The sequence below is a fragment of the Bacillus sp. FJAT-45350 genome, from assembly GCF_002335805.1.
GTDB lineage: Bacteria > Bacillota > Bacilli > Bacillales > NISU01 > FJAT-45350.
On record NZ_NISU01000001.1, the window covers coordinates 2,883,373 to 2,896,892 of the forward strand.

13 protein-coding genes and 1 pseudogene are annotated in these 13,520 nt (G+C 35.7%); 7 read left to right on the top strand and 7 right to left on the bottom strand.

What is annotated here, in order from left to right; all coding sequences use genetic code 11:
• Positions 1-82: 82 nt before the first annotated feature.
• Positions 83-1,279: an aminotransferase-like domain-containing protein gene (locus tag CD003_RS14510; protein WP_096201773.1), complete on the bottom strand. Its 1,197-nt coding sequence runs from the start codon at positions 1,277-1,279 to the stop codon at positions 83-85.
• A gap of 202 nt (positions 1,280-1,481) precedes the next feature.
• Between CD003_RS14510 and CD003_RS14515 the strand changes: the two genes are divergently transcribed.
• Positions 1,482-1,751 (top strand): hypothetical protein, encoded by a 270-nt coding sequence (locus tag CD003_RS14515; RefSeq protein ID WP_096201774.1) that lies wholly within the window; start codon positions 1,482-1,484, stop codon positions 1,749-1,751.
• Positions 1,752-1,815: 64 nt separating this feature from the next.
• On the opposite strand, the gene CD003_RS14520 is transcribed toward CD003_RS14515, so the two are convergent.
• Complete coding sequence (locus CD003_RS14520; protein WP_096201775.1) at positions 1,816-2,295, bottom strand: N-acetyltransferase; 480 nt, start codon at positions 2,293-2,295, stop codon at positions 1,816-1,818.
• An 877-nt stretch (positions 2,296-3,172) separates the two neighbouring features.
• Here CD003_RS14520 and CD003_RS22725 point away from each other — a divergent pair.
• Both CD003_RS22725 and CD003_RS14530 read left to right on the top strand, forming a co-directional pair.
• A pseudogene (locus tag CD003_RS22725) lies at positions 3,173-3,490 on the top strand (methyl-accepting chemotaxis protein); the annotation flags it as partial.
• Positions 3,491-3,755: 265 nt separating this feature from the next.
• Complete coding sequence (locus CD003_RS14530) at positions 3,756-4,247, top strand: GNAT family N-acetyltransferase (protein ID WP_096201777.1); 492 nt, start codon at positions 3,756-3,758, stop codon at positions 4,245-4,247.
• A gap of 82 nt (positions 4,248-4,329) precedes the next feature.
• Here the strand turns inward: CD003_RS14530 and CD003_RS14535 are convergent, their stop codons facing one another.
• From CD003_RS14535 to CD003_RS14550, 4 genes are all read right to left on the bottom strand, one after another.
• On the bottom strand, positions 4,330-4,647 hold the full coding sequence (locus tag CD003_RS14535) for a cupin domain-containing protein (protein WP_096201778.1): 318 nt from the start codon (positions 4,645-4,647) through the stop codon (positions 4,330-4,332).
• Positions 4,648-4,972: 325 nt separating this feature from the next.
• Positions 4,973-5,821, bottom strand: a complete 849-nt coding sequence (locus tag CD003_RS14540; protein ID WP_096201779.1) for an alpha/beta hydrolase family protein — start codon at positions 5,819-5,821, stop codon at positions 4,973-4,975.
• Positions 5,822-5,928: 107 nt separating this feature from the next.
• Positions 5,929-7,824: an ABC-F family ATP-binding cassette domain-containing protein gene (locus CD003_RS14545; RefSeq protein WP_096201780.1), complete on the bottom strand. Its 1,896-nt coding sequence runs from the start codon at positions 7,822-7,824 to the stop codon at positions 5,929-5,931.
• Between the two features lie 33 nt (positions 7,825-7,857).
• On the bottom strand, positions 7,858-8,844 hold the full coding sequence (locus CD003_RS14550; protein WP_096201781.1) for an alpha/beta hydrolase: 987 nt from the start codon (positions 8,842-8,844) through the stop codon (positions 7,858-7,860).
• Positions 8,845-9,108: 264 nt separating this feature from the next.
• Here CD003_RS14550 and CD003_RS14555 point away from each other — a divergent pair, with 264 nt between their 5' ends.
• Entirely contained in the window at positions 9,109-9,915 is an 807-nt protein-coding gene (locus tag CD003_RS14555; RefSeq protein WP_096201782.1) for a DUF4397 domain-containing protein, read from the top strand.
• Positions 9,916-10,064: 149 nt separating this feature from the next.
• Entirely contained in the window at positions 10,065-10,388 is a 324-nt protein-coding gene (locus CD003_RS14560; protein ID WP_096201783.1) for a hypothetical protein, read from the top strand.
• A 71-nt stretch (positions 10,389-10,459) separates the two neighbouring features.
• Here CD003_RS14560 and CD003_RS14565 read toward each other — a convergent pair whose 3' ends face one another.
• Positions 10,460-10,651 (bottom strand): hypothetical protein, encoded by a 192-nt coding sequence (locus CD003_RS14565; RefSeq protein ID WP_096201784.1) that lies wholly within the window; start codon positions 10,649-10,651, stop codon positions 10,460-10,462.
• Positions 10,652-10,825: 174 nt separating this feature from the next.
• On the opposite strand from CD003_RS14565, the gene CD003_RS14570 reads away from it, so the two are divergent.
• Both CD003_RS14570 and CD003_RS14575 read left to right on the top strand, forming a co-directional pair.
• Positions 10,826-12,883 carry an AMP-binding protein gene (locus CD003_RS14570; RefSeq protein WP_096201785.1) on the top strand — a complete coding sequence of 686 codons (2,058 nt, stop codon included), beginning with the start codon at positions 10,826-10,828 and terminating at the stop codon, positions 12,881-12,883.
• A gap of 186 nt (positions 12,884-13,069) precedes the next feature.
• A complete protein-coding gene (locus CD003_RS14575; protein WP_096201786.1) occupies positions 13,070-13,498 on the top strand; it encodes a phage holin family protein in 429 nt (142 codons plus the stop codon).
• Positions 13,499-13,520 lie beyond the last annotated feature (22 nt).

The following is a 13,520-nucleotide window of genomic DNA, read 5'->3' on the forward strand; positions in this document are numbered from 1 at the left end:
CTTACTGAACTACTATTTAAAAAAGGATGTCACACACATTTATTAACCACTACTTGTGTGTGACACCCCTTTTTTGTTAGGATTAAACGATGACTTTATCCAACTGCTCCCTTAACACTCTCGTTAAAATGGACATTCCTTCTTCAATTTTTTCTGGTGTAGAATGAGTAAAGTTCAAACGTAATGCATTTTTCTTTTTTTCTCCTACATAAAACGGTTCACCTGGTACAAAGGCGACTCCCTGTTCTACTGCTATATTCAATAATTCTGTTGTGTTAATTGATTCATCTAATTCTATCCAGAAGAACATACCACCTTTAGGCTCTTCATAGGAAAGACCAGGCAAATTCGCCTCTTCAAGCTGGTTTAACATTACCTTCATTCGAATATGGTACACATTGATTAAATTATCAATATGACCATCTAAGTCAAAATCACGACATAAATAGTATAGTGCCTGTTGGGCTAATGAATTAGAATGTAAGTCACTTGCTTGTTTTGCTTGAGACATAATTCGAATGATTTGATGTGGACCTGCTATCCATCCCGTTCGTAATGCAGGTACAGCTGTTTTCGAGAATGTACTCGTATAAAGAACATTTTCACCATCATCATAGGATGCTATCGGGCGATAAGATTCCTCTTTATTAAATTGTATGTCTCCGTATGGATCATCTTCAAAAATGATCACATGATACTTTTTAGCCAATTCTAATAACTGTTGACGACGCTCTTCTGTCCACACTTTACCTGCTGGGTTAGAGAATGTTGGAACAACATAGATACACTTTGGACGATACTCCTTAATTTTCTCTTCTAGTTGTTCTGGTAGCATGCCATCTTCATCTGACTCAACAGGGATTATATTTGCCTCATATGATTCAAATACTTGAATTGCTGCTAGATACGTTGGGTCCTCCGTTAACACGACATCTCCTGGATTAAACATAACTCTCGAAAAGAGGTCAATTGCTTGTTGAGAACCTGTCGTCACTAACACATCGTCTGTCGTAAAGTTGGAAATCCCCTTTCTCCCCATTCGCTCAATTAATACTTCTCTTAAAGGTAAGTATCCCTCTGTTTCGGCATACTGTAGAGCCTTCTTTCCTGATGCAAATGTAGTATCAAAGGCTTGTTTTAATCCATCTAGAGGAAACAAATCATCATCTGGTAATCCCCCTGCAAAGGAAATAACGTTTCCTTTGCTAACAACCTTTAAAATATCACGAACTGCTGATGATTGAATATGTCGTACACGCTTAGCAAATGCATATTTCATTTCTTACACCCCAATTTTATTTATAAGTTACACCTTATTTATTTTTAGAATATTATAAAAATATTACCCTACTTTCTTAAAAAGTCAATTATCTTTAGACATTTATCTGTTTTTTCAGTTAATTTTATCTTGTATCTCACACCATTACGGTAGAAAATTATGCTATAATAGGTAAAATCATTAAGTTGAGGAGTGTTAGTCAATGAACAATGAAGAAATGTTCACATTGTTGATGAAAGAAATCCTTGAACTGAAAGTGACCGTAAAAGAACTATCAGAATTAAAAACATTATCTAAAGAAATAAAAACAATAGCTATTATCGTGAAAGAAATGAAAACTCAAATAGAAACACTAGATTTAGAACATCAAGAAACGATACTTTCACTACTTCAACAAATAGATAAAAAAGTAGATACTCTACTTACTGAAAACTCATCTGAGAGTAATAAAGCGCCTAGCACTAATCATTAATTTATATACACATATAGAGCAGCCAGACTACGAATAATCGTTTTTGGCTGCTCTTTCCTTTTATTTAATTAATCGTACTTGAAGGGTCCTTTACAGTGATAACCATCGCAATTTCATCACAGTTATGAAGCTTAGGACAGTGAATACAATCCTTCCAAACCTTTTGAGGAAGCTCATCTTTATCTACAATCTCAAAACCTAACTTATGAAAAAATGCTACTTGGTATGTTAATGAAATAAGCCTTTCTATTTCGAGATACCTCGTTTCTTCAACCACTCGTTCAACAAGTATTCTTCCTATCCCTTTACCTTTCATCGAAGGAGTAACAACTAACGATCGGATTTCAGCTAACTGGTCACCTAGTATATGCAGACCTGCTGCACCATATACTTCGTCCCTCTCTCCTACTACTACAAATATATTTTGTAAGTTTTCAATTAAGGAGCTTCTCTCTCGCGGCAGGAGAAGACCCTCTTCTGCGTATGCGTAAATCATGTCATATATTACTTCAACATCGGTCATTTTAGCTTTTCTCACATTCATGAATGTTGTTCCCCTTTAAAACAAAAATAATGTAATTCTAATCTTACCTGATCCATGTGACCTGTCAATATATTTATTAATATTATTATAATGTCATTGTATATTTATTAGATAATAGATAGGTATTCTTCTTATTTTATGTATATTAAACCAAAAGTCAAAGCATTCACATAAATTATTTAGCATTTCAACTCTCTAACAATTAGACTATTTTTCATTAAAATCTCATTATTTAAACAAGACTACTAAAAACTACTAACTTTTCTCCGTTTAATGATAAGTGCTTTGCTATAATATTCATATACACAGAGAAAGTGATTTTCTACAGATAGAAAAATCTAATTCATGCAAGACCTTTAGGGAGGGTATTTTAATGAATGCACTAGAACAGCTTTTAGCAGTTGCACCAATGATTAAGGAGTTATTTAAAGAAGATGACAATATGGTAGCCATTAGTGATACTGAAAAAATAGTATACTATGTACCTGGTAAAACATTAGATTTAGTAAACCTGGGGGACACCTTAGTACAAGGTGATGGTTTATATGATTGTATTAAAGCACGCAAAACATTACGTGCTACTGTTCCAAAAGAAGTGAAAGGACTACCTTTCCGCGCAATTACAACTCCAATATACGGTGAAAGAAAAGAAATCATTGGCGCATTTGGTATTGCCTATAGTCTCGAATATAGCCAGCGAATCAATGAGATTTCTGAGACATTGGCTTCATCTATCCAACAAATCTCAGCTAGTGTAAATGAGATTGCAAGAATGGCACAAGAATCTTCCACTGCTCAAGAATCAATGACAGAATCAGCTGTCGATATGAAAAAGCACGCTGATGAAACAACTACAATTACAAATTTAATTAAAAACATTTCAGGCCAAACAAATCTACTTGCATTAAATGCTGCAATTGAAGCTGCAAGAGCTGGTGACCACGGTAAAGGCTTTGCTGTAGTAGCAAATGAAGTTCGAAAATTATCTACTGATAGTAATGTCGCCGTTAATAATATTGAACAGTCACTAAATGAAATGAAATCCTCCATTGACAGTATTCTTTCTCAAATTGGCGGTACATCAGATGCAGTACAATCACAAGCAGCTGCTACAGAAGAAATTACTGCATCAATTCAGTCACTTCACTCAATAGCTGATGAGTTATTAGACCTGACAAAACAATTTAATAAGTAAACAAAATCAAAGCTGCAAAAATAATGAGTGATATCAGAGAGCACACCAAAGTTTGTTTTTCACTTTGGTGTGCTCTTCAAATTGTCTATTTTTAAATTTTTCAGGGCCTTCGAAATTCATTCTTCACGAGACAGTTTCTTCACTTTTTCTTCACTTGATTTAACAAAAAAATTCCACTAACCTTAGTGAGAAAGTTATGATTTAAAGTAGCAGATTGAGTCTTTTTTAGTAAAACACTCACTCACCCAACTAAGGAGAGATTAATTTGATTAATGCTTTTCACAAGACCCTAGAAGAGATTGCCTCAACCCTTAATAATTATGATTTAGAGGCGGTAATTTGTTATGAAGAACCTGGTCGCGTATGCATTCGTATCAATGAATATATGAAAGACCCTGGTTTTGGCTACGATAATACACTTTTACACGTTTTTATGGATGAGCGAGACCGTTGCATGTTTATTGGCTTACTCCGAATCCCTAGACATTTACGAAAAACAGGGTTAGGCTCTATCGTCATTAGTAACATTATGGAATTTGTTAATAAGCATCACTTCTTTATTTACCTTGATGCTTGCAACGATTCACAGCGTTTCTGGGCAAAGCATGGATTTAAGCATATGTTCTATGATCCTAATCAATTCGATATTATGGGTTACTCTGCTGATCAGTGGGACATCTTCTGGGAATGGGAAGACTTTAGGAAAACAAAGGTATTCCAAACATTCCTAGTAGATCATGACTTCGAAAGCGCTTGAAAGTAATCCAGCCTACATCCATTTCTACCTAAATAAAAGGGTATGTCCCAAATGGATAAACCTTTTGAGACATACCTCTTCTTTAATGATTGCACTTTGTATCTTTTCCAACCTTAATTAAAATTAAGCTTGTATCTTTAACTGCTCGTAATTCATGCATTTCTTTTGGGCTCATATAGAGAACAGTTCCATTTTCTAATGGTACTGCCTCACCCTCAACCCCAAAGATAACTTCCCCACTTAGTGGTACAACAATGACTTCACACGGAGCAAAGTGGCGGTCTATCTTCTCTCCTGCCCCAAGCTGTAAATTCATTGTTACTCCTTCACCAAAGGAAAATAACTTCTCCACACTAACCTTTTTTGTATCTAAGCGATTTTCTATCTTCTTTACTAACATAATCAAAACCCCTTTTCCATAGGTTTTAAGTTCCTATAAATAAAGTAACATAGCTGTAAAAAAGAATATGTGATTTCGGTCACCAACTTCTTATTCTAGAGAAAATAATTTTTAATGTTGTCTCCACTTTTACTCGTAGTAACAAAGGTACAAAAACATTTAGTATACACTTTAAAAACCTAATACTAGTTACACACCAAACCTGGTGCTTCTATCAAAGCACTGGTTATTTATGTGGATAATATTATTTTATTCACAAGTTACACACAGGTCAATTGTGGATAATGTTAATAACTTCTGTCTTATCCCCAGATTTTTGTCTCACTTACTCTCTTTCCCTCTCACTTATCCACTGAAACATGCCTTTTACCGCTTTATTATGTACAGGTAGTGGGTAATGATGTCCATAGTCTGAATATTTTTGGATATCAACTTCTTTATCTAAACTGTTCAATTGATTATACATCTTTATCCCATGGCTATATAAAACTTGTTCATCCTCTGTTCCATGAATAATAAGAACAGGACACTGTATTTTTTCTACTAGCTTAATTGGAGAACGTGATTGATATGAATCTGGAAGTTTATTTGGCGTACCCCCAATAACTCGTTTTAACATTCTTCGTAAATCTACTCTCTCTTCATACGTATCTGTTAAATCAGAAACGCCACTCCAAAGGATTAAATTACGTATTGTAGGCTCTTTAATACTAAGTAATGTTGCATTAATAGAACCTCGCGAAAATCCCATTACTGAGATATCGCTCGAGTCGATAAATGAAAAGCTTTGAAGAAGCCTATACCCAGCAAAGACATCCTCCCTATCAGCCCCACCAAATTCATCTCGCCCTTCACTACCTTCATTACCTCTATAGGTTGGTGCAAACACTATATAGCCATAGGATGTATATTCCTCTACCCACTCCATTTTCACACGTCCATACTTACCTATCCCGCCTCTACAATAAATTAGCACAGGCAATGAAGCATTATCGATAGTTTCTGTATTTACTCGTATAGAATTAGATATGACCTTCACAGTTAAATCAGAACGTTTATAAACTGTTTTTAGATGTTCTCTTAGTTCTTTAATTGAAAGACTATATGTACTTGGAATACCTAGATATCCCTTTACCTTTAACCCATCAGATATATATGTAAGCTCGTAAATCATCGCAACCAACCTTACTTTTTTTATTTTTATTATAATAGCCAGTTTACCTACACAACTATTCGCCATAATAAAAACTAGCGCTCTCGATATGAGGGCGCTAGCTATTCTTATTTATTGTTCTCAATTTCTTCTACAAGTAAAGAGAGTTCTTCCCAGCGTTCCATCGTCTGATTTAGTGTTTGCTCAACTTCTTCTTGCTCCTTGTAAAGTTCCTGAATACGGCCAAAGTCACTACCTGCCGCAACAATTTCTTGCTCTAGCTCTTCTTTCTTCTCTTCTAGTGCCATAATCTTATCTTCTATTTCATTCCACTCTTGCTGTTCTTTGTACGATAGTTTCTTACGTTGTTCCTTTTTAGGAACTACCTCTTTTAGTGCTGGCTTTTCTTTCACTTCTTGTTCCTTTAATTCCTTTTGCTCTTCCATATAATCTGAGTATGCCCCTTGGAAGCGACTGACTTCACCATTTCCTTCAAAAACAAGAAGCTTATCTACCACTCTGTCTAGGAAGTACCGATCATGGGATACGGTAATGACAACTCCAGGGAATTGATCTAGATAATCTTCTAGTACACTTAGAGTCTGAGTATCTAAATCATTCGTAGGCTCATCTAGAAAGAGAACATTCGGCTCTGCCATTAATACACGTAATAAGTACAAGCGACGTCTTTCTCCACCTGATAATCTTCGAATGTACGTCCACTGCATTGAGCGTGGAAACAAGAACCGTTCAAGCATCTGTTCTGCGGTAATAACATCATGGTCAACAGTGTACACAACTTCCGCTATTTCTTTGATGTACTCTATTACACGGAGGTCACCATTAATTTCTTCATCCTCCTGAGTATAATAGCCAATCTTCACCGTTTCTCCTATTTTTACAGAACCATTATCCGGTTGAATTCGTCCTGCTAACATATTTAATAGTGTCGATTTCCCTGTGCCATTCGGTCCGATAATGCCTAGTCTTTCACCTGGTACAATGAGATAGCTTAATTCATTAATAAGTGTTTTCTCTTCTATTGACTTTGAAATTGCTTCAATTTCAATTACATCGTTTCCAAGTCTCGTTGATCCTATTGCAAAATCTACATTTTGCTTAGATATCGAACCTTCTTGCTCTTGTAAAGCTTCCGTTCGCTGAATTCGAGCCTTTTGCTTCGTTGTTCGAGCCTTGGCTCCGCGACGTAACCAAGCTAGCTCTCGACGTAATAAATTTTGTCTTTTCTCTTCTGTTTGCTCAGCTATTACTTCACGTTCTGCCTTTTTCTCTAGGAATGTTTCATAATTCCCTTCATATATATATAACTGTCCACTATCTAACTCATAAATTCGGTTCGTCACTCTATTTAAAAAATATCTATCATGAGTAACGAGTAAGATGGCTCCTTTATATTGAGATAAGAATCCTTCGAGCCATTCAATTGTTTCATTATCAATATGGTTCGTAGGCTCATCTAGTATAAGAATGTCCGCTGGCTGAATTAATGCTTTCGCAATGGCAACTCTCTTCTTCTGTCCACCCGAAAGATGCTTCACTGATTTAGTAAAATCAGTTATACCAAGACGAGTCAGTACTGTTTTCGCGACCGTATTTGCTTCCCATGCTTCAGATTCATCCATCTTTTGCTGCATAACAAGTAATTTCTCTTGTCGCTTCTCGTTTGTTGGATCTCCTTCTAATTCTGCTAATGCCTTTTCATAGTCGCGCATCACTCGCATAATGAGAGAATCTCCGTAATATATTTGTTCTAGCACATTTAAGTTTTCATTTAGTTCTGGTTGCTGTGGTAAGTATTCAATATGCAAGTGATTAGCATGAGACATCTCTGCCTTATCAGCACTTTCTTGACCAGCAAGAACTTTTAGTAATGTTGACTTACCTGTTCCATTAATGCCGATTAACCCAATTCGTTGCTTTTCAGAAATTGTAAAGGAGATATGGTCAAATAAAACCTTTTCCCCATAAGTTTTATATAAATCTTCTACTAATAAGATACTCATATTTTGTACCAATCCTTATCCTTGTGGTTACCTTCATTGTATAGTAAATGGTTTACTTGAGCTAGTGTAACCTAGAACAGGACTCGGTTTTCTTCTTCCTTCAAAGTAAGCATCTATCTTCCTTAATATATTTTTTTGTATATCTTCTTTTTCATTTAAGAGTTGGTGCTTGCCACCTTTAACAATCTCAATATAGCTATTAGGAAACTTACGATTGATAAACTGAAGATTATACTTCCAATCAACCGTTTTGTCCTTATCCCCTTGTATGACAAATACCTCTTTATCGCAAGTCGGAAGCTGCATCATTGTTTCTTTTTTCCATTGAATCATTGAATCAACCCACTTAATTGGTAGCTTATTATACTGAAGGGGATCATGACGAGTAAACTGCAGGTACTGTTGGTTATAGGAGTTAGGTGTATATAGTCTTTTCACTTCATGAATAAATGGCTTGAGTAATGAAATTCCCATCTTTGCTATTCTCCAACAATGACAACGAACTAACGGAGCAACAAGTACTATTTTCTCTATGGTTTCAGAAAGCTCACTCGCATTTTGTAAAACAATCCCCCCACTCGTACTATGAGCGACAACATATGCCGGTTGAGTTGTAGAGGCAAGATATTTTTCACAAATTATTTTTAACGTATTACTATATTCACTAAAGTCTTCTATAGAAGCTCTTTCTCCACTCGATAACCCATGACCAGGCATATCATACGAAATAACATGGTACTGTCGCTCGGTTAAATAATTAATCATACTTCGTAATGAGCCAGTATGGTCTAAATATCCATGTAAGACAAGAGCAACCGCCTTCGGATTGTCTGGTCGAAAAGACTGTACACTGATTAGCTTACCTTTACACTCAACTACATCAAATTGATGAGTAAGGTGTTTAGTTTCAAATCCATAATAATTTAGATATTTTCTTTTTTTTACTGTCTTATCTGTATCGTACTTAAAGGATAATAGTGACTGCTTTAAATCATTTAATGTGTTACACATTTCACTCATTAGTACATCCCTCACCACTATTTTTGAGTTTAGCTTTCCCTAAGTACTAGTATTTGTATGATGATATTAGGTAAAAAGGTTCCTTACTACTTTTCTTAATTAAACGTTTAATTAATACAGGTTCCACCCTTATCCTCCATTACTTCTCTATATACACTCCCTTTCTTACAATCAAACTTCAAACTTCCTCTTAGGACAATGTCCCAATTTCTATTCATCTACATACATTGTTTTTGATTGCACTTTATTAAAGGAGTTGGATTTATGTATACTCATCACCATCTTGATAAAATAGCTCAGGACGCTGCTAAATATGATTTATTAGCTAATTTCTATAAGTACATTGACCCTGCAAAACATATCTACTTCTATCAAATGCATTTCATGTGTATGCAACAATTAGCTTGCGCTCAACAAATACCGATGCAACATATGCCAATGAATCAAGCACAATTTTCACCGCAAGCATGGCATAGAGAAGCTGGAAGAAATAACTCTGCAAAGGTGCGCGTATTCCATGCATCACCTGATGCTCCTGCCGTAGATATTTATGTTAATGGTGAAAAAACAATTTTCGAAAAGGTTACTTACTATCAATTAACTCCTTACATCGATCTCCCAGCAGGTCGTGCACAAATTGACGTCTACCCTACAGGACAAACAAATAACCCGGTCTTAAGCGAAACAGTGACCGTGCAAGAAGAAACAAACTATACAATTGCAGCTGCTGGACTTCTTAATGAAATTCAATTGGTAACAGTAGTAGACGGCGAAGGCGCTCCTAATCAATCAAAAGTTCGCTTCTGGCATTTATCACCGAATGCCCCAGCAGTAGATATCGCAATACAAGGTGGAGATATCCTATTTAGAAATGTGTCTTTCTCTCATGCGAGTGACTATTTACAGCTACCTCCATCAACACAAGACATTGAAGTACGCCAAGCAGGGACAGACAATGTTGTCCTTACTTTAAGAGATATCAATTTAAGAAGAAATGAAGTTTATACAATTGCAGCTATGGGCTTACTAGACGGACGTCCTAGACTTGAAGCTGTTGTCATTCAACCTTAATAATTACTTTATACAAAAAGGCTGTTCAAAAAGGTTCCAAATACCTTTTGAACAGCTTTTTCTAACTGGTTGAAGTGGCTTACTTGCTCTAGACTTTCACACTCTTTCACTTTCCGTTACAATAACATCAAACTACTACAAGGAGATGAGTGACTATCGTTAAGGAAAAGTTAGTCCTGATTGGCTTTGCAATGGCAGCCTTGACTGTATTGATTTTTTCATTTGAATACAGCTCATCCTATCCTTTTCTGATGGCTGTCATTATTATTTTTACCCTATCGCTAATGTGCTTCTTTACATTTATGAACAATGTCAGCCGTGCATGGTTCGTAAGAGGCTTCATTACAAATGTCGTGTTAATTACACTATTACCCATTATTGAGGGTATGGAACTTATCTTAATTAGTGTCATTTTATTAGCCGTTCTTGCCTTCACCCAATTTGCTTACATTATGCTACAAAAAAAGAGATAAAGGCTTTGAAAGAAAGTACTGAAAAAGTGGGTTTTCACTTTTTTAGTGCTTTACAAATCGTCTGTTTAAAGCTACTCTTTTTTTCGATTTTTCATAATCCCCGAAATAACCATTGTTAGGAACATAACAGCAAAAAATAAAAAAAGATTCCCATACCCTAGACTACCCTCGACAAATTGGTTATAAGAAAATAGCCCCATTAGTATTGAATTAATAAATAGTGCTAGTAAAATTAACGGATGAATCCTAACATTCTTAGCCATATTCTTCACTTCCCAATAGTTTTAACTTAATAGTAGCAAAGATCCGCCTTTATTTCTTCTATTTAGTAACACTTTCATAGTGTATACACAAATATGATTTTAACCTTGGTGCTAATAGCCGAAGCAAAAGTATAGTATACTAATAGGAACTATGGATTCAACAGGAGGATTTCTATGTTCGGCTTTCTCAAGAAAAAAACACCAAATGCACCTCTCAAGCCCAAAAGCAATACCACTATGTATATGTCAAATCATGTGACACCACAGGATTTAACATATTTACACCATAAATTACCTAGTAATGTTCATTTCATCGTCTTTGATAAAGGCGAATTTGATATTAATGGCAAAAACATGACTGAACGAAATATCACGTTATTTGAGGAATTAACCCCGCAGCATATGAAGCAAATCATCAGCCTCGCTGAAACAGGTGACCCAATACTCCTATTCCCAGAGATGCGAGTATCCAGAAACGGCCGAGTCATGAAGGTTTATCAAGAATTTGCTTTAATAGCAAAAAGACTTGAAGCAACTATATATCCTATAATTATTGAAGCACCAGAACAAAAAACAAATGCAATCCAATCACAAATTGGCAATTTTTTAGACAAAACACCATCAATACATATTGGAAGACCCTTCTCTCTAGACTCCGATGATAAAGAAGTGAACGCAGGAACAATTTATCGCCAGCTTACAACACTCTATGTCAATAATACTCTTAAAAAGGGACTTAACCTCTTCAATGAGCTATTAGAAAAAACAAAAAGGTTCGATCAACAAAAGATTATGGTCAAAGACCCAACAAGTGAACTTTCCTACAGAAAGCTCCTTATCGGAATTCAAGTACTTAGCTCAAAACTTGAATCAACACTCACTGATAAACAAGTTGGTGTTCTGTTACCGAGTGCAATTGGTCATGTCGTTACCTTGTTTTCTTTATTTAAAATTGGCATAACACCTGCGATACTGAATTTTACGATGGGTCATCGAACAATGCTTGATTGCTGTGAAACAGCTAACCTCAAAACGATCCTTACTTCAAAGCAGTTTATTGAAAAAGGCGAATTACACGAACTAATTGCTGTATTAAAAAAAGAAGGTCTACAAATTATCTATTTGGAAGATATTAAAGAAGGCGTTAGCTCTAAGGATAAGCTTATTGGTCTGAAAAACTATGCAAGCTCTCAACGTGCAGTTAAATCAGAAAATGAAATCATTCTTTTTACATCTGGCAGTGAGAATAAGCCTAAAGGTGTTGTGTTAACTCATGACCAGCTATACGCCAATATTGAGCAAGCGATGGCTGTCATGGACTTAGGTACACACGACCGTATGCTTAACCCATTACCAATGTTTCATAGCTTTGGATTAACGATAGGAACATTCTTGCCAATACTATCAGGCATACCGCTTGTTATCTATCCATCACCGATTCAATATAAAGTCATTCCGGAGCTGATTTATCAAGAGGATATTACACTTCTCTTAAGCACGCCGACCTTCCTTAACGGGTACGGTAAAAATGCCCAGCCATTCGATTTACATACACTACGCTATGCGATTGCAGGTGCAGAATCAGTTAAAGAGGAAACAAAGGAACTATTCTATAATAAATTTGGTATTCGGATTCTAGAGGGATACGGAGCAACTGAAGCCTCGCCACTAATCGCTTTAAACACACCGATGTTTACGAAGGCTGGCTCCGTTGGTAAAGTTATTCCGACACTTGATTACAAAGTTGAAAAAGTCGAGGGAATTGAAAGTGGTGGTAGTCTTCATATTAAGGGTCCAAATATTATGAAAGGTTATCTCATTCACGGAAAAGGATTCATCCCTCACGAAGGCTGGTACAACACCGGTGATGTTGTAGACTTGGATGAACACGGCTATATTACGATTAAATCTCGACTTAAGCGCTTCGCTAAGATTGGTGGAGAAATGATTTCACTAAACTTAGTTGAAAATATCGCAATGGAGTGCTACGACGATATAGGCTTTGCAACCGTAAGTATTCCAGATAAACGTAAAGGTGAAAAGATTATTCTTTTTACTAGTGTAGATGATGTTCAAGGAAAAGAACTAAAACGCTTTATTAAAACCCATAAGTATTCAGCAATTCTACTACCTCAAGAAGTTATAAAAGTAGAAGAAATTCCATTGCTAGGTAGTGGGAAAACAGATTATGTTTCGCTTGAAAAAATGGCAAAAGAACAGTTTCAGTCGTAAAATTATTTCTAGTTAAAAATAACAAAGAAGCTGAGATAAATATCTCAGCTTCTTTGTTATTTTTTTATTATATCAAATGGACACACATTAATTCATGTTCTCATATAATTAAAATAGGAGGAAATTCCTAATTGGAAGACTCGACACACAGATTGTCTACTCAAACATTCAAGAAAGGAGACTACAATGGAAAACCTACCCTTTAAAGCTATTTTCACTATATTCGGGACGGGCTTTTCATATTCCTTTGGTGGTTTAGGTTTAGCAGTTTCTATTCTGATTATCATGATGGCCTTAGACTTCATTTCTGGGTTATTAGTCGCTATAGTAGAGAAAAACATACGTAGTTCAGACGGACTCAAAGGGGTTATCAAAAAAATATATGTATTAATTTTAATCGGTGCTGTGTACTTATTAGAAAAAGCTGTTTTCGGTACTGGACATGTAGGAGACGGTATAGCAATTGCCTACATTACAATAGAGTTTATCAGCATCGTTGAAAATGGCGGAAAACTAGGTGTACCAATCCCTCATAGAATTAGTGCAATTCTCGCTCAATTAAAGGGACGTAACTTTGAAGATGATGAAAAGAAAAAAAAGGGGAATAAAAAGTAAACTACAACCCAATTGTTTGAGC

Coding starts and splice junctions, on each gene's coding strand:
- CD003_RS14510 (WP_096201773.1), bottom strand. CDS start 1,279: ATGAAATATGCATTTGCTAAGCGTGTACGACATATTCAATCATCAGCA.
- CD003_RS14515 (WP_096201774.1), top strand. CDS start 1,482: ATGAACAATGAAGAAATGTTCACATTGTTGATGAAAGAAATCCTTGAA.
- CD003_RS14520 (WP_096201775.1), bottom strand. CDS start 2,295: ATGAATGTGAGAAAAGCTAAAATGACCGATGTTGAAGTAATATATGAC.
- CD003_RS14535 (WP_096201778.1), bottom strand. CDS start 4,647: ATGTTAGTAAAGAAGATAGAAAATCGCTTAGATACAAAAAAGGTTAGT.
- CD003_RS14540 (WP_096201779.1), bottom strand. CDS start 5,821: ATGATTTACGAGCTTACATATATATCTGATGGGTTAAAGGTAAAGGGA.
- CD003_RS14545 (WP_096201780.1), bottom strand. CDS start 7,824: ATGAGTATCTTATTAGTAGAAGATTTATATAAAACTTATGGGGAAAAG.
- CD003_RS14550 (WP_096201781.1), bottom strand. CDS start 8,844: ATGAGTGAAATGTGTAACACATTAAATGATTTAAAGCAGTCACTATTA.
- CD003_RS14555 (WP_096201782.1), top strand. CDS start 9,109: ATGTATACTCATCACCATCTTGATAAAATAGCTCAGGACGCTGCTAAA.
- CD003_RS14565 (WP_096201784.1), bottom strand. CDS start 10,651: ATGGCTAAGAATGTTAGGATTCATCCGTTAATTTTACTAGCACTATTT.
- CD003_RS14570 (WP_096201785.1), top strand. CDS start 10,826: ATGTTCGGCTTTCTCAAGAAAAAAACACCAAATGCACCTCTCAAGCCC.
- CD003_RS14575 (WP_096201786.1), top strand. CDS start 13,070: ATGGAAAACCTACCCTTTAAAGCTATTTTCACTATATTCGGGACGGGC.